At 31.0% G+C, this 21,892-nt stretch carries 19 protein-coding genes, 2 pseudogenes, 1 riboswitch and 1 other annotated feature; of the genes and pseudogenes, 4 read left to right on the forward strand and 17 right to left on the reverse strand.

Going from position 1 to position 21,892, the window contains the following annotated elements; translation table 11 throughout:
- Positions 1-166: 166 nt before the first annotated feature.
- The 5 genes and pseudogenes from COJ46_RS04495 to COJ46_RS04515 all read right to left on the reverse strand — a co-directional run bounded on the left by COJ46_RS04495 (position 167) and on the right by COJ46_RS04515 (position 3,793).
- Positions 167-1,006: a TetR family transcriptional regulator gene (locus tag COJ46_RS04495; protein ID WP_097978713.1), complete on the reverse strand. Its 840-nt coding sequence runs from the start codon at positions 1,004-1,006 to the stop codon at positions 167-169.
- A 110-nt stretch (positions 1,007-1,116) separates the two neighbouring features.
- Positions 1,117-2,356: pseudogene (locus tag COJ46_RS04500) on the reverse strand (MFS transporter).
- 66 nt (positions 2,357-2,422) lie between these two features.
- Positions 2,423-2,673, reverse strand: a binding site (T-box leader).
- 216 nt (positions 2,674-2,889) lie between these two features.
- Positions 2,890-3,159, reverse strand: a pseudogene (locus tag COJ46_RS04505) (GNAT family N-acetyltransferase); the annotation flags it as partial.
- A 113-nt stretch (positions 3,160-3,272) separates the two neighbouring features.
- Entirely contained in the window at positions 3,273-3,545 is a 273-nt protein-coding gene (locus tag COJ46_RS04510; protein WP_097978711.1) for a GNAT family N-acetyltransferase, read from the reverse strand.
- 8 nt (positions 3,546-3,553) lie between these two features.
- A complete protein-coding gene (locus tag COJ46_RS04515; protein WP_097978810.1) occupies positions 3,554-3,793 on the reverse strand; it encodes a (4Fe-4S)-binding protein in 240 nt (79 codons plus the stop codon).
- 140 nt (positions 3,794-3,933) lie between these two features.
- Between COJ46_RS04515 and COJ46_RS04520 the strand changes: the two genes are divergently transcribed.
- On the forward strand, positions 3,934-4,098 hold the full coding sequence (locus COJ46_RS04520) for a DUF3977 family protein (RefSeq protein WP_286133651.1): 165 nt from the start codon (positions 3,934-3,936) through the stop codon (positions 4,096-4,098).
- Positions 4,099-4,102: 4 nt separating this feature from the next.
- On the opposite strand, the gene COJ46_RS04525 is transcribed toward COJ46_RS04520, so the two are convergent.
- Positions 4,103-4,579: a hypothetical protein gene (locus COJ46_RS04525; RefSeq protein ID WP_097978710.1), complete on the reverse strand. Its 477-nt coding sequence runs from the start codon at positions 4,577-4,579 to the stop codon at positions 4,103-4,105.
- A gap of 73 nt (positions 4,580-4,652) precedes the next feature.
- Entirely contained in the window at positions 4,653-5,201 is a 549-nt protein-coding gene (locus tag COJ46_RS04530) for a histidine phosphatase family protein (protein ID WP_097978709.1), read from the reverse strand.
- 284 nt (positions 5,202-5,485) lie between these two features.
- Here COJ46_RS04530 and COJ46_RS04535 point away from each other — a divergent pair, with 284 nt between their 5' ends.
- Both COJ46_RS04535 and COJ46_RS04540 read left to right on the forward strand, forming a co-directional pair.
- Complete coding sequence (locus COJ46_RS04535; RefSeq protein ID WP_097978708.1) at positions 5,486-6,298, forward strand: MerR family transcriptional regulator; 813 nt, start codon at positions 5,486-5,488, stop codon at positions 6,296-6,298.
- A gap of 88 nt (positions 6,299-6,386) precedes the next feature.
- The gene (locus COJ46_RS04540; RefSeq protein ID WP_097978707.1) at positions 6,387-7,070 is read left to right on the forward strand and encodes a DUF554 domain-containing protein; all 684 of its coding nucleotides are present in this window, start codon (positions 6,387-6,389) and stop codon (positions 7,068-7,070) included.
- Positions 7,071-7,710: 640 nt separating this feature from the next.
- On the opposite strand, the gene COJ46_RS04545 is transcribed toward COJ46_RS04540, so the two are convergent.
- The 4 genes from COJ46_RS04545 to COJ46_RS04560 all read right to left on the reverse strand — a co-directional run bounded on the left by COJ46_RS04545 (position 7,711) and on the right by COJ46_RS04560 (position 11,172).
- Positions 7,711-8,133: a VOC family protein gene (locus COJ46_RS04545; RefSeq protein ID WP_097978706.1), complete on the reverse strand. Its 423-nt coding sequence runs from the start codon at positions 8,131-8,133 to the stop codon at positions 7,711-7,713.
- A gap of 124 nt (positions 8,134-8,257) precedes the next feature.
- The gene (locus COJ46_RS04550; protein ID WP_097978705.1) at positions 8,258-8,728 is read right to left on the reverse strand and encodes a hypothetical protein; all 471 of its coding nucleotides are present in this window, start codon (positions 8,726-8,728) and stop codon (positions 8,258-8,260) included.
- A gap of 126 nt (positions 8,729-8,854) precedes the next feature.
- Positions 8,855-9,382: a cysteine hydrolase family protein gene (locus COJ46_RS04555; protein WP_097978704.1), complete on the reverse strand. Its 528-nt coding sequence runs from the start codon at positions 9,380-9,382 to the stop codon at positions 8,855-8,857.
- Between the two features lie 335 nt (positions 9,383-9,717).
- A complete protein-coding gene (locus COJ46_RS04560) occupies positions 9,718-11,172 on the reverse strand; it encodes an NAD(P)/FAD-dependent oxidoreductase (RefSeq protein WP_097978703.1) in 1,455 nt (484 codons plus the stop codon).
- Between the two features lie 380 nt (positions 11,173-11,552).
- Here COJ46_RS04560 and COJ46_RS04565 point away from each other — a divergent pair, with 380 nt between their 5' ends.
- Complete coding sequence (locus COJ46_RS04565) at positions 11,553-11,975, forward strand: hypothetical protein (RefSeq protein WP_097978702.1); 423 nt, start codon at positions 11,553-11,555, stop codon at positions 11,973-11,975.
- A 177-nt stretch (positions 11,976-12,152) separates the two neighbouring features.
- Here COJ46_RS04565 and COJ46_RS04570 read toward each other — a convergent pair whose 3' ends face one another.
- From COJ46_RS04570 to COJ46_RS04595, 6 genes are all read right to left on the reverse strand, one after another.
- Positions 12,153-13,319: a trans-sulfuration enzyme family protein gene (locus COJ46_RS04570; RefSeq protein ID WP_097978701.1), complete on the reverse strand. Its 1,167-nt coding sequence runs from the start codon at positions 13,317-13,319 to the stop codon at positions 12,153-12,155.
- A 5-nt stretch (positions 13,320-13,324) separates the two neighbouring features.
- Positions 13,325-14,494 (reverse strand): trans-sulfuration enzyme family protein, encoded by a 1,170-nt coding sequence (locus tag COJ46_RS04575; protein WP_097978700.1) that lies wholly within the window; start codon positions 14,492-14,494, stop codon positions 13,325-13,327.
- 81 nt (positions 14,495-14,575) lie between these two features.
- Positions 14,576-14,679, reverse strand: a riboswitch (SAM riboswitch).
- A gap of 79 nt (positions 14,680-14,758) precedes the next feature.
- Positions 14,759-17,032, reverse strand: coding sequence for a helicase C-terminal domain-containing protein (locus COJ46_RS04580; RefSeq protein ID WP_097978699.1), 2,274 nt, complete (start codon positions 17,030-17,032; stop codon positions 14,759-14,761).
- 125 nt (positions 17,033-17,157) lie between these two features.
- The gene (locus tag COJ46_RS04585; protein WP_176522662.1) at positions 17,158-17,685 is read right to left on the reverse strand and encodes a YcxB family protein; all 528 of its coding nucleotides are present in this window, start codon (positions 17,683-17,685) and stop codon (positions 17,158-17,160) included.
- Between the two features lie 674 nt (positions 17,686-18,359).
- The gene (locus COJ46_RS04590; RefSeq protein ID WP_097978697.1) at positions 18,360-20,147 is read right to left on the reverse strand and encodes an ABC transporter ATP-binding protein; all 1,788 of its coding nucleotides are present in this window, start codon (positions 20,145-20,147) and stop codon (positions 18,360-18,362) included.
- Complete coding sequence (locus tag COJ46_RS04595) at positions 20,147-21,883, reverse strand: ABC transporter ATP-binding protein (protein ID WP_097978696.1); 1,737 nt, start codon at positions 21,881-21,883, stop codon at positions 20,147-20,149. The genes COJ46_RS04590 and COJ46_RS04595 overlap by 1 nt, the downstream gene beginning before the upstream one ends.
- Positions 21,884-21,892: the final 9 nt, after the last annotated feature.

Genomic DNA, 21,892 nt, shown 5'->3' on the forward strand with positions numbered 1-21,892 from the left:
AAGAACACTACAGTTTTTGAGTAACTAAAAAAGTAGTGTTCTTTTTAATTAATCATTAAGGAATTAACTTCTGATGGTTGATTCTTATAATAATTCATAAAAATCATCCATTAATAAAAAAGTGCTAAAAAAGGATGCAATCATTTCAATAACTATATATCAATGTTTAAGAAAAACTGAATTCATCATCTTTTATTATCCTATGTAATCTTATAAATTTATCTGACTTTGAAATGAAATGGTTACTTTCACCATTACCTAATCCTCTTGCTATCCCATCGATTCTCCCTATCATTTCATGTTTTTTCTTCCCAATTTCCCAACAATAAAGCTCATATTTTGAGCTATAGCCACCATAAAAATATGCATACTTACCTCTTATACTTATAGCATGTGAACCTCGAAATTTTCCTGGGACTTTATAAGTTTTTATGTCTCTTGATTCAGGATATAGTTGTATCAATGGAAATTCAGAATATGGAAATAGCCATATAGTCGAACCCTTTCCTTTAGAAATCGCATAACAATCATCTATACTCGGGCCCTTTAACAAATCAGAGTGATATCTAAAAAGAACTTTGCCTTCTAAGCTGAATAACACTAAACCCTCTGTAGAAATTCCACTTCCAAAAACACCTTCATCAAAATAACTAATCCAAATTCCTTCCTTTCCTACTTCGAGATCTTCTACACCATCCCCACAGTTAAAGGAATCTACTATAATACCATTCATATTTAAAATAAAAGCATTATCTTTGTTTAATTCTTCCCTAGAGTCTACAATAACAATTGTCTCCCTATCTACCCATCTTACTATTGGGAAATCTACCTTTAGATTGAGTGAAACAAAATTTTCATCATTAAAGAAGAGTATATACTTCTTTTTTTCCTTAAGAAGTACTACTAGGCCATATTCATCTTTCCAATCTGCGTCTATTATTTCGTATGTATCAAAGTTAGATTCTAATTTTGAAAATGCAGCGGTATCTAAAATTAAATCATTCAAATAAATCTCTCCAAACACGTTTAAACTATGATTCTAATCTTTTTAAAATTGAACTATCTAATGCGTTAATTGAATTAGACGAAAATTTTTTTTACTTAATTCTAAAAACTTTATTTATATTCAATTCTTCTGAAATAGTTTTCGCTTGAAGGTCGAATAATAAATACACTTAAAAATAGCGCTAAAAATAACATAATTAAACTACCAGTAATTACTGACATTTTAACCGATACATAGTGAGTAGAAAATCCAATTAGCATAGTTGAAACTATCACTAATATCGCCTCAACAAAACCATAGATACTTCCAACTCTTCCCATTATCTTAACATCTACGTTGGATTGGTAAAATGTATCAAATCCCGTATTTGCAAAAGACAACGCAAATGATAATAAGAAAAATCCGAGCCCACCCGTTGAAAAAGAATTAGAAAATGAATATACGATATATCCTAATGATAAAAAAATTGTTCCAATCCCCATAAGCCAAGAAGGAGTTAGTCTTTTTGCAAAAATTGTATTGATAATTGCACCTATACCAATTCCTGCACCAGCAATACTTACTAGAACACCATATTCTGTATTACTCAAATGAAGTACACTCTTTGAAAACACTGCTTCTAATGAATCAATAGCGGCCGTTAAAACTAATATACTATTAAACAAAAAATAAATTATCATAACGTAACTTGATTTACGGCTAAATTTTAAAACCTCAGTAAAATCTTTCTTAATTAGTTTGATGGAGAGCTTCTCATATTTTACATTTCGCACTGCTACCTTATCTAAATCAGGCAAACAAGCTGTAACAATTCCTGAAATGAGAAACGAGATCGCATTAATATTAATAGCGAACATAGGTATACCAATCATAAAAAGTAGACCTGCAATCGCTGGTCCAGTTAGGAATCCTCCAGATTGAACTAAACTACGCAAAGCATTGAAGCGAATCCTCTGATTCTGTGGAATTAATTTAGTTATATAAGTTGTTGATGTTGGATAAAACATTGAACTTCCCATATTAACGATAAAGACGATTACAAAGATCAGAAAGACGGATGATATACCTGGTAATAAGAATATTAATAATCCCCTCAAAAAATCCAAAAATACCATTAAATTCCTTTTGTTAAATCGATCAATTAAACTACCAGCCCATAGGTTAAGTAAGTATTGTTGCAAGTGGTTTCAAGACATAAAGAGTGGATACAGCCAAAACAGATTTAGTCATATCAAAAATAATTAGATTTAGGGCGATTAAATAAATCCAATCACCAATATTTGAAACGCCTATTCCAAATAGTAAAAGCAAAGGTTTTTTCCAAGTAACATACAACTTATTTTTTATCATTTAACACCTCTAAATAAATATTTTTAATTTGTACAAATAAAAAAACTCGCCCTCCAAGACCGTAGTCTTGGGGACGAGTTTACCTATCGTTTCGTGGTGCCACCCCAGTTTGTTAATATGTCATCACATTAACCTCATTAAGTACATTATAAACATACTCAAGCTCTATAACAGGAGCGCCTGTCATACCATCGCCATTATTGGTTCCGATATGAAACTCAGAGTCTTGCTTCAATAGTACATTCATACTCCTTTTCAGCAACTGGAGTTCTCTAAGATGAATGAATTCTATTTACTCTTCTCTTCAAAGTTTTTTAATTTGTTTTTATATTATTATAACTTTTCTGTCTTATTTGTCTACTGCTTTTTATTTATTCATTATTGCACTATCCTGCCTTTTAGCTCCGTAAAAAAAATAATTGTTTTAAAAAATTAGGCTCTGCTATATCAGGTTGATTTTTCAATAAAATGTTGGGATCTTACTGGTTCCCTAATTTTTAATAAATTCAGCGTTTAATCTGTAAACAGTTGTTTTAAATAGGCATGCTCATCGTAATGGTTCTATTTTTGAATCCAGTTTTTTCATACAGTTTAATGGCTTGATTACCTGCGTATACACTTAAACGAACTTCTGAATATCCATCTTGTTTAAGATGTTCTATACCAGAGTCTATCAATGGTTTTGAAATTCCATTTCCTCTAAATTGCTCTAACACAAATAATTCATAAATAAAACCATATTTCTTTTCAGTTAATTGGTCTTTACTTGTTCCTATAAGAATCCAACCCATTACAAATACTCCCCTGACTTTTCCATACATCCCTTTTTGGTACTCATATGTAATGATGTTAACATGATGGATAGAAAAAAATGTAATAAGGGACGATTGTTGCCATCATTTAACAATGTGTATATTTACGCAAGCATATCTTGATATTCCTTTTTGCGTTCAAATTCAGCCTTAGCAAATGGACAAAGTGGCACAATCTTTTTGTCTTGTTCTCTCATCTCTTCTACAACAGAAGCAACAAGTTTACTGGCAATGTTTTGTCCTCGCAAGGATTCATCGACAAAAGTATGATCAATGATCACTTTTGATGCTCCAGCTTGTACAAATGTAATTTCAGCGACAATTTTCCCTTCTTCATTCTCAATGAAGTGTTTTTTCTCTGCCTTTTCAATATTCATATTATTTATCATCCTTTTTTATAAATATATTGTAGTGCACCACTTGGACATAAATCGATCGTTTTCATAGCTGAATCTGCTTCTCCATTATCAGCAAGAATCCATGGCTTTCTCTTTGTATCAAACACTTTCGGCATTGTCCTTACACAATTACCTGAATGTGTACAGATATCTTTGCTGAAATAAACTTCAATCTCTTCTCCAGAATATTTCCGATATCCTTTACTTAGTAGGTCTTCTTTATTCATTTCATAATCCCTTCCCATTTTGTATAATTTCTCCTATTTTTAAGCAAACCAATTTTAAACAAACACACTCATTTATTATTAGACATCTAACCTAAAAAAAAGCACCTCCAAAATGTCGATAATTATTTATACGACTTTGGTTGTGTTTTTTCCTTTGTCTGAGGTTTTTATTTGACCGGAACCAATACTATATAAGAATTTGGCTAGTTAAAACAGTTATTATAATTGACTTTAAAGAAGGCTTTAAACAAATAAAAAAGAAACGTAATCATTTTAAATTTATTTTTGGGTTTAGTAGTTGTTAATTCCTTATCGAACTAATGCATGCTTTAGTTGTTTTACTCTAAACGAAATAATGTAATCAACTAAGTACAAATTAAAGGATTTTGGTTTTCCACCCACGACTACCCTTTGAACTTCTTCTTCCCAAAATGGAAGTATTGTCTCATAAAAATCTTCAATGATTTCTACTTTAGTTGATAACTTGTTTACACAAAATTCGCTGTATTTAAATATGATTATTGCGAATTTATCAATTTTATTTTCTTTATATTTTCCTTCTTCAAACCATGTCAAATCCGTGATCCAATCTAAATATCTATCCTCCATAAACTCACATGATCTTGGAAATTCAAACTTTGTCTCGACTTCAGTAATATACTCTTTCCACGTTTGGATTTTTTCTCCATCTATTTCTACTAGGAATAAAGAAGTATCACTAATCATTTGGTCTTTTAATTTAGCAATTTCAGATTGTGATATATTATAAATTTTGTTTTTTATCATTTAGACAGTCCTCGTTAGCTTTTTAAATTTTTTTATCATCAATTTATTCAATAACTTTTGGGTACCAACTTTCTTATTCAACTTCCCACACACGTTCGCAATCAAACTCATTATTCTTAAACGTTAAAAGATAAATATCAGGATTGCTTAAACTTTTCCAATTCTCAAAACCAAATTCTTTGTTAAACTGTTTTATAATTAAAGACATCAAATTCCCATGAGTTACAACGATTGTAATTTGATTTTCACTTTTGATGATTTCATCTATTACGCTTATTGCACGATTAGTAGCTTCTTGACTTGATTCACCGCCATCGAATTTTAATTCTAGATCTTCAAATGTGGCTTTTAATTTTTCAAGCCAGTCAGGTAAATCAATCGAGCTTAGCTTACGTTCAGACAGTCGCTCATCGAGAACAATGTCTATTTTCTTTTCATTACTTGTCGGTTCGATTGATTGAATTGCACGTAAAAAAGGGCTTGAAATAATTTGGTCAATTTTAATCTTTAAGAAAAAATCACTCAATTGCTTAGCCTGTATTGAACCTCGCTTTGTTAGATTTGCTTCAAATGGCTGTCCTTCTGCTTCACAGTGTCTAATTAAATAAATCTCTTTTTCCATTTTACCAGCTCCTACTTTTCATTAATTGATTGAAATTTTACTAATTTTCTTTCTTTTTTCTTATATTATCATTACCCATCCTAATTTGATGATTGAATTTTCTAGTTTCCAAATAGAATAATTTTTATTAATTGATGACGATTCGAATTGAATGTATTATTTTAATTAAAACAATCATTCGGGAAGGTAATTACATTTATCAAAAATTTGATGTTATTGAAATTAAAGAATATTTGATTTTAAGGAATATCATTTTCATGGCAAAATAGAGGAGTTTTTAAGAAATGAAAGAGTATTTTACAATTGGTGAAGTATCAAAATTATTCCAAATCAAAATTGCGACTCTGAGGTATTATGATCAGATTGGTCTCTTACGTCCAGAATTTATCGATAAAAAGACCAACTATAGATATTATTCAACACAGCAGTTTGAACGGTTGAATTCAATAAAATATTTGAGGGCTTTAGATCTACCAATAAACGAAATTATAGATTTTTTTAATTATCGAGAAATTGATGCTCTTGTTGAAATGTTAAAAAAACAAAAAGATGAAGTTGCCCAAAAAAAGAAAGAATTGGAGATTATTGAAACTAAAATATCGCGTCGCCTATTGCAAATTGAAGATGCTGTTAGTACACCTTTAGATAAAATTTCGGAAATAACACTTCCTGAAATGCATGTAGCATATTTACGCCATGATTACGTTTTAGGCGATGATATTGAATTACCTATTACAGAATTAAGGAACAGTTTTGGAATTAATGAGGAAATTTTTTTAGGAAAAATTGGAATCTCGATCTCAGCTTCTAATTTGAAAAATAATGTTTTTGATAAATATTCTAGTATTTTCATGGTACTTGAAGATGGTGATCACATACCTCCAACCTCCATTCTTATTCCATCAAGAAACTATTTGAGAGTTCGATTTAAAGGTACTCACATTGATGCAGTTGGTTATTATAAAAAATTGTTGACTTATATGAAAAAACACAATTATGATCTGTTAGACGATTCGTTTGAAATTACACTTATTGATTATGGCTTTACCAATGATGAAGAAAAACATGTCACTGAAATTTTATTACCCTACGAGTAAACTTAATAATAAAAAACCACTTGACCCTCTAGTTACTAGAGGGTTTATTTTTTATTAATATACTATTAATTAAAGGAGATATGGAAATATGTTTGGCACGATATTTAACACAATGATGATTATAGCCGGGAGCTTGATCGGAAGCATCTTTAAAAAAGGAATTAAAGAAGAATATCATGAAATCCTTATGCAGGCGATGGGATTAGTAGCTTTGGGGTTAGGGATAAACTCATTAGTACAACATTTGCCTTCCAGCAAATATCCAGTGCTTTTTATTATAAGTTTAGCCATAGGTGGATTAATTGGGCAAAAACTCAAGTTGGAATCAAGATTTAATAGTTTAGTTAATAAATATTCTAAAGGTAATTTAGCTGAAGGGTTATCAACCGCTATTTTATTATTTTGTATTGGAACATTATCGATATTAGGTCCAGTAGAAGCAGCCTTAAAAGGAGATTACACGTATCTACTAGCAAATGGTACCTTGGATGGTATTACTTCGATTGTTTTAGCTTCCACTTTTGGGATCGGAATAATTTTTGCTGGTATCGCTTTATTTACGTGGCAGGGTTCCATCTATTTAATTGCAATACTAATGAAGAATTCCTTAAGCAATGATCTTCTAAATGAAGTGACGATTGTAGGAGGTATATTAATTATAGCGTCAGGCCTAAGTATATTGGGTATTAAGAAATGTAATACTTTAAATCTACTACCATCATTACTAATTCCTCCTATTGTATTTTTATTTATGCATTTATTCCATTTATAATTTTTGTGAAATTAGTTAAGGAGATTAGGGAACCTCACAAAATGAAGGTTCCCTTAATTACTTATAAAAATCAACATGTAAATTAAACAGAGCAAATAATAAAATTTTCCTAAACAAAAAAAAATTGAAGTTTATTTAAACTCCAATTTCTCTTTCTATATTAATCTGTATAAAAATAAGTTTATAATTTAAAACTGAAGTTAAAAGTAATTTATTTATCCAGCTTTTTAATTATCCAACCACAAATGATAATAAATGCAACACAGCCAATTCCTACGAGTACCATTAACATTTAATCATTCTCCCCATTTAACGATCCCAGTCAAAATATTTCTATAAAAGTGCTTCATTCACTCAATATAAATTCACATTGTATATAATAAATTTTCCCGTCTCAGCCCCCTAAACAAGCTTAAAACCATCCTTGTTATAGAGAAAGAACAAACTGATAGTGTAAACCTGTAAACCGTTATATTTTCTAAATATTGACTTTACTTTTAATTTGAATACCTTTAGTTAGAAACCTTCATAAATCCTATATTCTTATGTAAAATAATTATATCAACTGGGATAATTTTTGTAACGGTAAATAATCTGTTTATTCAAACTTTTTTGTCAAATCTACAAATTCTCCAGTTTTTTATTTTATTCTTTTTGCAAGTGGATGATTATCACTGAATTGTATTAAGTCCCATAAGTTTCCGTATAAATCCTTAAATACCGCAACCTTACCATAATCTTCTACTTTCGGTTCTCTTACAAACTCAATTCCTTTTGAATTCATTTCGTCGTAATCTCTCCAGAAATCATCCGTTCCTAAAAATAGAAAAACTCTCCCACCAGCTTGATTTCCAATGAATGGCTCTTGCTCTTGTTTCGATGCCTTTGCAAGTAAAATAGTCGTTCCAGAAGAACCAGGTGGACTTACAACTACCCATCTCTTATCTTGTTCAGGCTGATATGTATCTTCAATTAAATTAAAATGAAGTTTCTTCGTATAGAACTCTATAGCTTCATCATACTCTTTTACGACTAATGCAATATGAACGATTGACTGGATCATTATCTTATCTCCTAACATGTTTTCTATTAAAAGTACTACTAGTTGAACTATTTTTCAATCTAATTACTTCTTTAATTAATCTGCTATTTAGCATAATAAAAAGACTGCCGAAACAGTCTTCGTATTACTCATTTAATTTTGAAGCAAAAATTGGAATGATAATGATTGTAATAAATATTAATGCCAAAACGATTAATGAATTTTTCCATCTAAAATCATTTTCTCCATCATTTTTATGTTGATTTATGAATTCATCATATATTTTCGATGAAACAAATTTACCTGGATCTAGTATTTCACCTGTTTTTTCATCCAGTAAATACGTATCATAATTCGCTGTTTTAAAGAAACGATCTCTTACAGTATCGTATTTTGCAGCAATAGCTACTACATTTTCGTTTGTGTTTTTTTCTTTGTTTGTTAAACTAAATTCTTTTTGTTCAACAATTACCGTTGATTTCTTAACATAATAATTAACTTCCTTACGATTATTCTTATCTATTTGATCTAAATAGCGCGATGTTGCATTCGAGGTTGAGACATTAGATAAAAACAACAAAAAGAAACAGAAGATGAAAAATGCAACTCTTTTCATTTATATCCCCCCACTTCTATTCAAATCTACTAAATTATATTCACTAGATTTTTAAATAGTCCTAGAGAGTATTTCTCATCTGCCTCATTAATCTGGAGTTGTTAATTTTTTGTCGTAGAAACCTTTTTATTTTACTTCTATTCTGAGAACATCTTCTATAAAATGTAAAAATCTATGATTCCACATTTTTTCATAAAAATCAATTGTCTCTTTTGCAGACATGAATGGATTATTTAATGTAGAGGTTGCTCCGTTTACCATGAAGTTTTCGTAACCTAATCCATGCGCAAATTTAATTGTAGCATCCATACAATATTCAGTTTGAGCGCCACAAAATTCTATTTTATGTACTGCTAATTGATCTAAAAGATTTTTTAAGTTTGTTTTGAAAAAAGAATTTGCATGTATTTTGTTAACCAAATAATCTTGTTCTTGAACATCTAGATTAGCATGAATAGCCCAAAGTTCTTCTCCAGGTACTAATTCTTCATCACAATGTTGAACAAAAATAATTGGTTTATTTAATTCCCTATAGAGTGAAATTCTTTTATTTACTTTACTAATTAAATTTTTTAATTCAAATAAATGCTCACCGCTATAACATACACCATTTTGCAAGTCAATAACAATTAAAACATCTGCACAAGTTTCCATTGTTTTCACCTCATTTAGATTTGTATTATATTTATAATTTCATCTAATCCGCTATAAATTTCATATTATATACTTTTAATATTTCGCAGGATTACCTGCCACTACAGTATTAGAAGGAACATCTTTTTTAACGATAGAACCCGCATCTTCAATTATTTAGGTTTTAATTTCAAAATATCACAAACCCCCTTTTAGTTTTCATTTAAATAATACCTCTTCAAAATAGTCTCGTTAATTCTTTATCAAGCCAAATGCCAAAATAATTATCAAAGGTCTAGTCTAACAAAACAAACCTCTATTGCTTTCCAATGCACTAGAGGTTTGTTAATTAAGTATTAAACAGTAACTAATTCTTTTTCTTTATTTCCGATTTTTGTAACGATATCACGAGCAATCCATACGCCACATGCGCTTGCTTGAGCTAAACCACGAGTAACTCCTGCTCCGTCTCCACCTAGATATAATCCAGAGATTTCACTTTCAAAATGTTCATTTAGCTTTGGTCGAGCTGAATAGAATTTTGCTTCTACGCCGTAGAAAAGTGTATGTTCTGCAGCAATACCTGGAGTTACATGATTTAATGCTTCTACCATTTCAATCAAACTTTTCATTGTATTGTATGGTAAAACTAATCCTAAATCTCCTGGTACTGCTTCTTTTAAAGTTGGTTCTAAAAAGCCTTCTTTAATACGCTTTTCAGTTGAACGGCGACCTCTTAATATATCTCCGTATTTTTGTACGATTACTCCACCGTGTGAAAGCATGTTTGCAAGGCGTGAAACCTCGTGCGCATATTCATTTGGCTTGTCGAATGGTTCTGCGAATTGATGCGATACTAATAAGGCAAAGTTTGTATTTGGACTTCCTAATTTAGGGTCTTTATAAGCATGTCCATTAGCAGTCATAATACCTGAATGGTTTTCAACTACTACGTGTCCAGACGGATTACTACAGAATGTTCTGACTTTTGTACCCACACTAGTATTAAATACGAATTTTCCTTCGTATAAGTGCTTGTTAATCTCTTCCATTACTACGTTTGAAGTCTCAACACGAACACCAATATCAACTTGATTCGTTGACATTTTTAAACGACGTTTTTTCATAACATCAGTTAACCATTTTGATCCATCACGTCCAGGTACAATTACAACTTTCTCAGCAAGTAATTCTTCACCTTTTTTTAATTTAATTCCCTTTATGATATGAGTACCTTCAACCTTTTCAGTTATTAAGTCCTCTACTTCAGTTTTATACTTCATCTCGATTTTCGTTTTTAAATACTCATAAATGCTTTTTAGTATTTCTAAATTTTGTTCCGTTCCTAAATGACGAACCTGTGCACGTAATAATTTAAGTCCTGCTGCGTAACCACGACGTTCAATATCTCTAACTTCTTCTGTTAAAGGATCCGTAATCGATTCAGTCGCGCCATGTGCTAAATTAATTTTATCTACGTATTTAATTAATTCTACTACTTGTGAATCTGATAAGTAATCTGTCATCCAACCACCAAATTCGCTTGTAATATTAAATTTTCCATCTGAATATGCTCCAGCACCACCAAAACCATTTGTAATTGAGCAAGCTGGTAAGCACCCTGAAAATTCTTTTTTACCTGCAGCAGGCGGACATTTTTCAATTTTCTTTTGTAAAATTGGGCAATGTCTTGCAAATATATCATGTCCTTTATCAATAAGTACTACTTTAGCATTAGGCATTTTTAAAGTTAATTCATAACAAGTAAAGATTCCAGCAGGTCCTGCTCCAACAACGATAACATCATACATCTATATATACCTCCAAATAAGGTTTAAATTATTTCATTTGATCAACCTAAAATAGAATACCATCAATCAGAATACGTTTCAAGTAAAAACACGAACATTTTTTGTATTTTTTCAAAAAAATATTCGTTTATAAACAAAGTGAAACCTTTTCATTAGAAACTACCATCTGTCAATTAGCTTTTTTTAACAAATTTTAGACAATTCAAATTTGAATATTAATTAACATCAGATTATTTATAAATAAAAAAATTTGTTTATTTCATCTAATTTAACTAAAAGTTAATCATTGAATAACGAAAATATCCTATTAGATAGAATCACAATCACATCAAGTTGAATAGTTATATAAATAACAGATATTTATATTGGAGATGGAAAAGATGCTAGAAGAAAATATAAAGGAAAAGGATGGTAAAGATCATTATCAGAAAACTAATTTAGAAGATGAGGAATTACAATCAAGTCTTGAAAGAAAAATTGTTGCTGCATCATGGGTTAAAGCAGTTGCACAATTATACGAAACGATTACATTATCAAAATTATATTCAATCGACAAAGATCCAATCTTCCAAGGAAAAAGAGATATCATATCGGGAATGTGGATTGGTACAGCCGGTCAATTATCCGTAGCTTTTTTCGTTTCTAAGCAATTGTTCACTTCAGATAAAATAGATTTACTTGAGTTACAAAGAAAAATTGTTCTTTCTGATTCAGTTCAAATAGTTGGTAACGCATTGGCACTTATTGGTGCAGCTGAGGTAATTCAAGAGGAAATTGGTGATGGGGAAATATTCCTTTCATAGTCATGTAAATATAAAATCATTTATACTACTTAAAAATTTACACCTAATGTAAACATCTTCAAAAATGCAAAATTAAAAAATACAAAAATAAATAAATCCCACAGAAATTATGTGGGATTTTTAATATAGGTATTAATTTTACTAGGATTGATTCTCTATTGTAATTAATCGTTTTCCCTATTCTTGCATTTCTTGTTTTTCTCTTACTCCTGCATTTAATGCTTTTTGGAAGCTTGCAATCAAGTCTTCAATATCTTCTAAACCAACGGACACTCTTATTAATGTATCTTTTACGCCTAATCTTTCACGAACATCGAGTGGTATTGCAGCATGAGACATTTTTACAGGATATGAAACAATTGTCTCAACTCCACCTAATGAAACTGCAACTGCAACGTTTTCGACTGATTGTAGGAAACTTGTCGTTTGATCAATCGTTTTTAGTGTAAATGAAAGGACTGCTCCTCCTCCAGTAGCTTGCTCAAAATGAACATTGTGACCGGGATGATCTTTTAGTCCTGGGTAATATACGTCCTCAACTTCTTCTTGTTCTAAAAGCCAATTTGCTAATTTTGATGCAGTTTGTTCATAAGCATCCATACGAACTTTTAACGTCTTTAATCCTCTTAATGTTAGCCAACAGTCTTGCGGACCTAAAATTGCTCCGAATGAATTTTGGATTGTGTATAAATCATTTGCAAGTTCTTCTGAATTTACGACCGCTAATCCTCCGATTACATCGCTATGGCCTGCAATAAATTTTGTTGCGCTATGAACGACTATATCAGCTCCTAAGTCTAATGGTCTTTGTAAATATGGTGATAAAAAACTATTATCTACAATGACAAGTATGTCATTTTCTTTTGCTATTTTGATTGCACTACTTAAATCAGTAATTTTCAAAAGAGGGTTAGACGGTGTTTCTAAATAAAGACCTTTTGTATTTGGCTTTATTCCGGCCTTAATCTCTTGTAGATTAGATGCATCCACGAAAGTAAAATCGATTCCGAAACGATTTAATACTTTTGTCGCTATTCTAAATGTTCCTCCATAAACATCTTCACAAATGACAATATGATCTCCAGCTGAGAACAAAGACAATACAGATGAGATTGCAGCCATCCCTGATGAAAAAGCAAAACCGCGAACGCCATTTTCTAATTTTGCAATTGTATTTTCCAACGCTTCCCTTGTTGGGTTTCCACTTCTTGCATAGTCGTACTTACCAAAATTCTCTATATCAAATTGATGAAATGTTGAAGTTTGATAAATTGGAATACTTAATGCGCCTGTTGCCTGATCTATTTCATTTCCGTTATGAATTAATTTCGTTCCAAATTGCATGCTCATCACCCCAATGCATTTTCTAAGTCATTTAATAAATCATCAATATGTTCAATACCAACAGATAATCGAAGTGTATGGTCATCTAGACCAAGCTTTCTTTTAAATTCTTCTGGCATTTCTGAATGAGTTTGCGTATGTGGATACGTAATTAAGGATTCAACTCCACCTAAGCTTTCTGCGAATGTGATGACTTTTACGCTTCCTAAAACCTGTTCAACTAAACTTAAATCTTTCACTTTAAATGAAATCATTGCACCAAATCCAGTTGCTTGTTCTTTAATAATTGAATATCCTTTATGCGTTGGTAATCCTACATAATACACTTCAGTAACATTTGGATGATTTTCTAAAAATTTCGCAAGTACAATCGCATTTTTTTGACTGTATTCCATACGTAAATGTAATGTTTTAATTCCTCTTAAGATTAACCAAGAGTCAAATGGAGCTAATGTTGCACCTGTTGATTTTTGATAATAACGAATTCGTTCATTCGTATATTCTGAATTAGTCACGACAAAACCAGCAAGTGTATCATTATGGCCACCTAAATACTTTGTTCCACTATGAACAACAACATCTGCCCCTAATTCAATTGGTCTAAAAAAATAAGGTGTTAAAAATGTATTATCAACAATCACGATAATATCTCGTTCTTTTGCAATCTCTACTACTCTTTTTAAATCCGTTACTTTCATCATTGGATTTGATGGTGTTTCAATAAAGATTCCTTTTGTATTCGGTTTAAGTGCATCAAGAATATTTTCAATTTCAGTCGTATCAACAAAATTATGCTCAAGTCCATATGGTGAATAAATTTCTTCGAATAAACGATATGTTCCACCGTATAAATCATCTGAAACAATTAAGTGGTCACCTTTTTTAAATAAGCTTAATACTGCAGTAACGGCAGCATTTCCAGTTGAAAATGCAACTCCAAAATTTGCACTTTCTAATTTTGCTACAGTATTTTCGACTTCTTCTCGAGTGGGATTTTGTAATCTTGCATAATCATATCCAGTCGATTGATGAAGTCCTGCATGTTTAAATGTAGCAGATTGATAAATTGGATAACTAATCGCACCAGTTAATGGATCATAGCCTTTGCTTCCATGTACAGCTACTGTTTCAATCGATTTTTTATTCGTGTTTAAAGCCTCTTTTGTGTTAGTCATTATAAATCCCCCATTTTAGTCAAATAAAAAACCACTTCTTAAAAAATAAGAAGTGGTTATGTCCGCAAAATATACATATCGCTCTTATCTTCCAGGTTTTTCACCTGCAGGATTTAGCACTTTCTAGTTTTCACTAGAGTTGCCGGGTTTCGTCGGGCCAGTCCCTCCACCGCTCTTGATAAGATTATTTAATTATATTGATAAGTATATTAAAAACTCTGATAATTATCAATCACTTTTTTTCGTTATTTAATTTTTGGCTTTTTATTTCCATTCATCAGGTAATAAACTTTGATAAAGTGTGCTTCTATATCGATCATCAATTAGTAATAAAGTCCCTTCATCTGATTCAGAACGAATAACTCTTCCACCCGCTTGCATTACTTTATTCATACCCGGAAAGACATATGCATAATAATACCCATTTTTTCCAACCGAATGAAAATGCTCCTTTAAAATATTTCTTTCTAAACAAATCTGTGGTAACCCTACACCAACTACTACGACACCATTTAATCGATCACCTTTTAAATCGATCCCTTCAGAGAATATCCCACCTAATACAGCAAAGCCAACTAACGTTTCCTCATTAAGACTATCAAACTGTAAAAGGAACTCTTCTCGTTCAATTTCAGACATACCATTTTCTTGAACGATTGTTTTTATGTTAGGGTATTTCTCTTTAAATAAATCAACACTTTGAATTAAATATTGATAAGACGGATAAAAAACTAAATAATTACCTTTTCTTTTCGTAATTTCTTTATACACCGAATCAATTAATCTTTCTAAATTTCTTTCACGATCTTGATATCGTGTTGAAAGTGGGTCAATTGTTACTTCCAGTTGTTCTCTATGAAAAGGAGAATCGATTGAAATTGTATAATCGCGGCTTTGATCACCAAGCATATCTTGAAAATATTGAATTGGTGTTAAAGTAGCTGAAAAATAAATTGTTGAGCGAAATCTTTTTATGACGTCATTTACTACTTTAGAAGGATCTAGGCAAAACAACTTTAAATGAACTTCACTTCTATAAAGTTCATAGTAGCATACGTAATTTTCATCAAAAAACTCTGCAATTTTGACGAAGTTGAGCGACTCAAAATAAGTATCAAGTAAAAGTTGTTTATTTTCGTCCTCGTCCATTTCCTGTAATTTTATTTCGACGATTTCATTAAATGTATGTAGAAGTTCCAATAAATCCTCATCAATTTCTTTTGAAACTGGGGTTACAACGTCCTTCCATTTCTTTCTTAATTCAATCAATCGCTTATTTATTTCATTGATTATGGCATAAAGTTCATCTTTTAAATTTTTATATCTATTTTTCAACTCTAAAAATTTAGATTTGAACAGACTTGCAGAATACATTTCTCTTGCCCGATCAACAAGATTATGAGCTTCATCAATTAATAAAACCGAACTTCGTTTATGCTCATCAAATAATCTTTTTAACGATACTCGTGGATCGAAAATATAATTTACATCACAAATAATAGCATCTGAAGAATTTAATAAATCTAATGAGTATTCAAAAGGACAGACTGTATGTTTTTGTGCATATTCTTCTATTTTCTCCCTAGTTAGCGCTTTTTCCGATGAAAGAATATCAAGAACAGCATCATTTATCCTGTCATAATAACCATTGGCATATTCACAATAATCCTTTTGACACATCGTCTCTTCTTTAAAACAGATTTTATCTTTTGCTGTAATCGTCGTACACTTTATACAAAGCCCTTGATCTGTCATGCGCTTAAACGCTTCTTCAGCAACAGTCCTAGTAATCGTCTTAGAAGTTAAGTAAAACATTCGATTTATACTATTTTCACCAATACTTTTAACAGTGGGAAAAATAGTTGAAACCGTTTTCCCTATTCCGGTTGGTGCAACAGCAAATAAATTATTACCTTCCTGAATCGTTTGATATACCGCTCCAGCTAACTTTCTTTGACCTTTTCTGAAGGAAGGAAAAGGAAAATTTAATTCTTTTATTGACTCATTCCTTAACTCAATATGATCGTATTTCCATTTTGCAAAAGGATAATAAATTTCTAGCATTTTGTATAAGTAATTTGTTAATTCATCCTTTGTAAACAAAAGATCGAAGCTTATTTTCTGCTCAGTTAAAATATTAATATATGTAAGTCTAAGTGTAATCTTTTCAAGCTGTAATTCTTCACAAATAAAATATCCATAAACTTTTGCTTGTGCCCAATGAACAGGATATGAATTTTCATTTATTTCATTCAAATCCTTCATTGTTGATTTAATTTCTTCTATTATATATTGATCATCCTTAAATAATAATCCATCACAACGGCCTTCTATCTGAAACACCAATTGATCCAATGTTATAGTGCCGGATATAGGTCGTTCTTTTACATCCTCTTCACCATATTCTCTTTGGATTTTTTGATGTGCCTTTGTTCCTTCAATTAATGAAACCGAACTTTTATATGTTATATTGATACTTCCCGCTGTATGAGCATACTCAACTAGCGTTCGAACTGAAACCTTTATACAATTCTCCAAGTGAGTACCCTCCTTTTTTACATTTTATCATAATTCTTCTTTCTTGATTAAGAATGAAAAGTAACAATAAAAAAAGTCCAAGTCAAAATAACTTGAACTTTTAGAGATTAGAATACACTATTCAACTAGCAATATAAAACTTGAATATTATATTTCCTATAAAATTGTAATAATCTTTCCATGTCATCTTTTATTGCTTCTAGTGGCACTACAATGGCTTGCATACTTGTAAAGTAAATATAAAAGTAATTCTTCGTTCCCTTTATTTCAACTATATCATCCCACTTTATTTCATGAACACTTGATTGTGTAATTTCTTTAATCCCATGCTCATCTACCTTTAGAGAATGTTCGCCGAATAATGATTGATCGTTTTTTTCAGTTAAATGCTTAATCATTTTGTTTTTTGACGAACGGTAGAAATACTTTGGAAAATAAATGAACCAAAGAATAGCTGCTAACGAAAAGGCAAGTAAATAACCAAAAAGCGGTTGGTTGAAAAGAAAGGAAATTAAAAATGGTATTACTAAATAGATTAAACTTACAGCGATTCGTTGGTTAATTAAAGACTTTTGAACAGTTTTAGAGTGTTTTAAGTGATGTAAATTAAATTCAATATAATCATCCAAATTAATTTCATAATTAAGTTTCATACTTGACCTCCATTTTCGCAAAAATATTTTAATCACTACTATTTTAACATTAGAAAAAAACAGAAAATAAAGATATTTCATCTACTTATGTTAAGTTGATTTTTCAAGATTCATAGAATTAATTCTTATATTAAAAATTCGTAATAATTCATTTTCAAAGTTCTAATTTTAGATTTTTGGCATAAAAATGGCTGTCCTACCTGCAAATAAGGTTGTTAGAATCGCAATTAAATAGTGGACTGCAATTAAAATTAGCGAAACTACAATTTAAATTTAAGAATCGTAATTAAACAGTGGACTGCAATTAAAATTAGTGAAACTGCAATTAAAATTTGAAAATCGCAATTAAATTTTTCATAACTACAATTAAAATCCTAATAACAGCAATTAAAATTTAAAAGTACCCCAACCAGTTAAGGTATTCCGTCCTATATTTCAGACAAAAGCAGATTATTTCAAATAGAAAACTTGCAAATATGCCCTCTGTCTATATAAAAACTTGATAAGAACATACAAAAATAGCTAAAAAAGCTCGATTAGATCAACTACAAATGAAAAACGCCGTTGAAATACCCTCACACATAGCAGCAGTAGATTTTCAAATAAAAAAGAGCCGCTCATACGTCAGTTAACCTGACTTTTGAGACAGCCCCAATCTAGTTAAAACAAATCAATTATGCTCCATCATTAATAAAGCTATACTGCGCCATGTATAATTTATAATAATGTCCTTTTAATGCTAATAACTCCTCATGTGTACCGCTTTCCTCGACATTTCCGTTTCCGATTACCATAATTTTGTCGCAGTCACGAATTGTAGATAATCGGTGGGCAATGACAAATGAAGTACGACCTTCTAATAGCTTTTCAATTCCATTTTGGACAAGCTTCTCTGTATGTGTATCGATATTCGAAGTAGCTTCATCTAATATCAAAATTCTAGGATCAGCTAGTAGAGCACGGGCAAAAGAGATTAATTGTCTTTGACCTAATGAAAGTCTTGAACCCCTCTCGTTTACATCCGTATCATACCCATTCTCCATTTTAATAATAAAGTCATGTGCATGAACTGCTTTAGCTGCAGCAATTACTTCTTCATCTGTAGCGTTTAATTTACCGTATCGAATATTTTCCATAATCGATGTTGAGAATAGGAATGTATCTTGTAGCATAATTCCCATTTGACTTCTAAAAGATTCTAAATCTACTTTTTTAATATCGTTACCATCTACTAAGATTTTACCTTTTAAAGGATCATAGAATCGACTTAAAAGTGAAACAATCGTCGTTTTCCCTGCTCCGGTTGCACCTACCAATGCAATTTTTTCACCAGGATTTATTGTGAAATTTACATTTTTTAGGACTGTAGATTTTTCATCATAACCAAAAGTCACATTTCTAAATTGAACTTCACCATTAATTCGTCCAATTGGAGGTGCATTTTCTTCACTAATAATTTCTGGATCAATATCCATAATGTCAAAAATACGATCAGCTGCCGAGAAGTTTGATATTAATGTATTATAAAAGTTAGATAAGTTCATAATTGGACGCCAGAACATGCCAATATACATTGAAAATGCGATTAATGTTCCGACTTCAATATCTTGACTAGTTACAAGCTTATATCCAACATAAAATACAATTACAGTACCAACACCCCAAGAAAGCTCAACTAATGGCCAGAAGAAGTCATTCATTTTTACTGCTCTCATGAATGAGCCCATTAATTCAGAAACTTTTTCTTTGAAGTCTTTTTCTTTATCTTTTTCTTTCGCAAAGGACTGAACTACTTTTATTCCTGAAAAATCTTCATGTATAAACGCAATTAAATTTGAACGTTTTTTTCTGTAATCATCCCATCTTTTACGTGCACGTGTTTCAATATAAAACATGGCAACTGCCAAAAATGGAAGAATTGATACTGATGCGATTGCAAGTTTTACATTTAAGATAAACATCACGACTGTAACGCAAACTAAGCTTAGTAATTCCGGAATTAATGTTTGAATACTTTGGTTGAATAAATTTTGGAGAGCACTAATATCCCCCATTACACGAGCCAAAATTTTCCCAACTGGTCGATTATCAAAAAACGTAAAGGAAAGTTTTTGAATATGGGTGTAAAGCTCATGACGAATATTTACTAAAATATTATTTGTAACGGAGCTAATCATCGTCCAACGTATTTTTGAGGCAATCATTGCTAAGAAATTTAGTGCTAATAGTACAGCTCCAATCATTATGAGGCCTTTTACATCGTGATTTTTAATATTTGTATCAATCGCTACCTTTAGTAAATATGGGTTTAATATCCCAATAATCATTACAAATAACATTAAACAAATAACGGAAAATGTTTTTAATTTATATGGTTTTAAATACGTCCCGAGCCTAAGAATAAGCTCGGTTTTACTCCGATTTAGTTGGTCTTCATCACGATTAATCGTATTTTGTGCCATTAGACCACCCCGCTTTCTACTGTTTCAAAATCTTTGAATTGTTCTTCGTACACTTCAAAGTATCTTCCCTTTTTATCAAGTAATTGTTTATGATTTCCTTTTTCAACTATTTCTCCATTTTCAACAAATAAAATTACATCGGCATTTTTCACTGCTGAAATACGGTGAGCAATGATAAATGTTGTACTATGTGAGAAACGTTTATTTAAATTGTGTAATAATTCATACTCCGTTTCCATATCTAATGCAGAAGTTGCATCATCTAAAATTAGGATTGGAGCGTTTCTTAGTAATGCGCGGGCAATTGATATACGTTGTTTTTGGCCGCCAGATAATCCAATTCCTCGTTCACCAATTTCCGTGTTGAAACCTTCTTCTAGATCTTCAATAAAGTCTAAACAACAAGCAATACGGCAAGCCTCACGGATTTCATCCATTGTAGCTTCTGGGTTTCCTAGTTTAATATTGTTTTCAATCGTATCTGAGAAAAGGAATGTATCTTGAGAAACGAGAGACATATTTTGACGTAAAGATGTAAGATTAAAATCTTTCACATTAACGCCATCTACTAGAACTTCTCCTTCAGCCACATCGTATGAGCGTCCAATCAGATGAAGAATTGAAGATTTCCCAGCACCTGTCGTTCCCATAATCGCTACTTTACTACCGCTTGGAATATATAGATTAATATCTTTTAAGACAATTTCATCATTGTATTTGAAACTTACATTTTTATATTCTACTGAACCGTCAACTAAATTCGGTGTATATGCACCTTCTTTGTTTTCAATTGCAGTTTTACGATCTAAAATTTCAAAAATCTTCTTCGCAGAAGCTTGGTTTTTAGAAAGTACATCTGTTAACCAGCCTAACATTCTCATCGGCCAAATTAAGTTCCAAATATATCCACTAAATGCAACTAGTTCACCTAGCGTCATACTATTTTGTAAAACGAAATATCCACCGAGGATAATCATTGCTACAAGCGCAATATTTGTTAGAAATTCAATATTAGGAAAATATTTACGCATTGTTTTAGCTTGAGCCATATTTAAATCATAATAGCCACGATTCATTTTCAAAAATTTCAAAGTCTCATGCTTTTCTCTAGCAAATGCTTTAACCAATCTTACACCCGCAATATTTTGTTGAGCTGTTGTATTGATTTCAGCTGTATGGTCACTTATTTTACCGTAACCTTTATTAAGTAAGCGATTTAAACGCGTCCCCATATATCCAATTGGGATCATAATTGCTAAACAGATTAGTGCCAGCTGCCAATTAATTAAAAATAAGATAACTGTACTGACAGTAAAATAAATAATATTTTCAACAAACAATCTTAGTCCAAACGCAATTGTTTGCCAGATATTTTCGACATCTTCATTAATCCTTGAGAGTAATTCACCCGTATTCATCGAGTCAAAATACTTAAATTCAAAACTTTGAATATGCTTGAACATATCATTTTTTATATCTTCATGTACCTTCGAACTTACTAAGTCATATAAATATTCTTTTACATAACCAAAAATTGATTTAATGATTGTGACACCTATAATACCTCCAATAACTGGTAGGACAACAGATGCTTTTCCTTTCGTAATACCATCATCGATAAGAATCATTTGTAAATAAGGAATTAAATGATCCACACCTATTACTAAAACCATTGAAATTGAACCAATAATAAATGAAAGCTTATGCCTAAAGACATATTTTAAAATTCGAGACAAAATTATACC

This window comes from Bacillus sp. AFS077874 (assembly GCF_002566505.1).
GTDB lineage: Bacteria > Bacillota > Bacilli > Bacillales > Bacillaceae_G > Gottfriedia.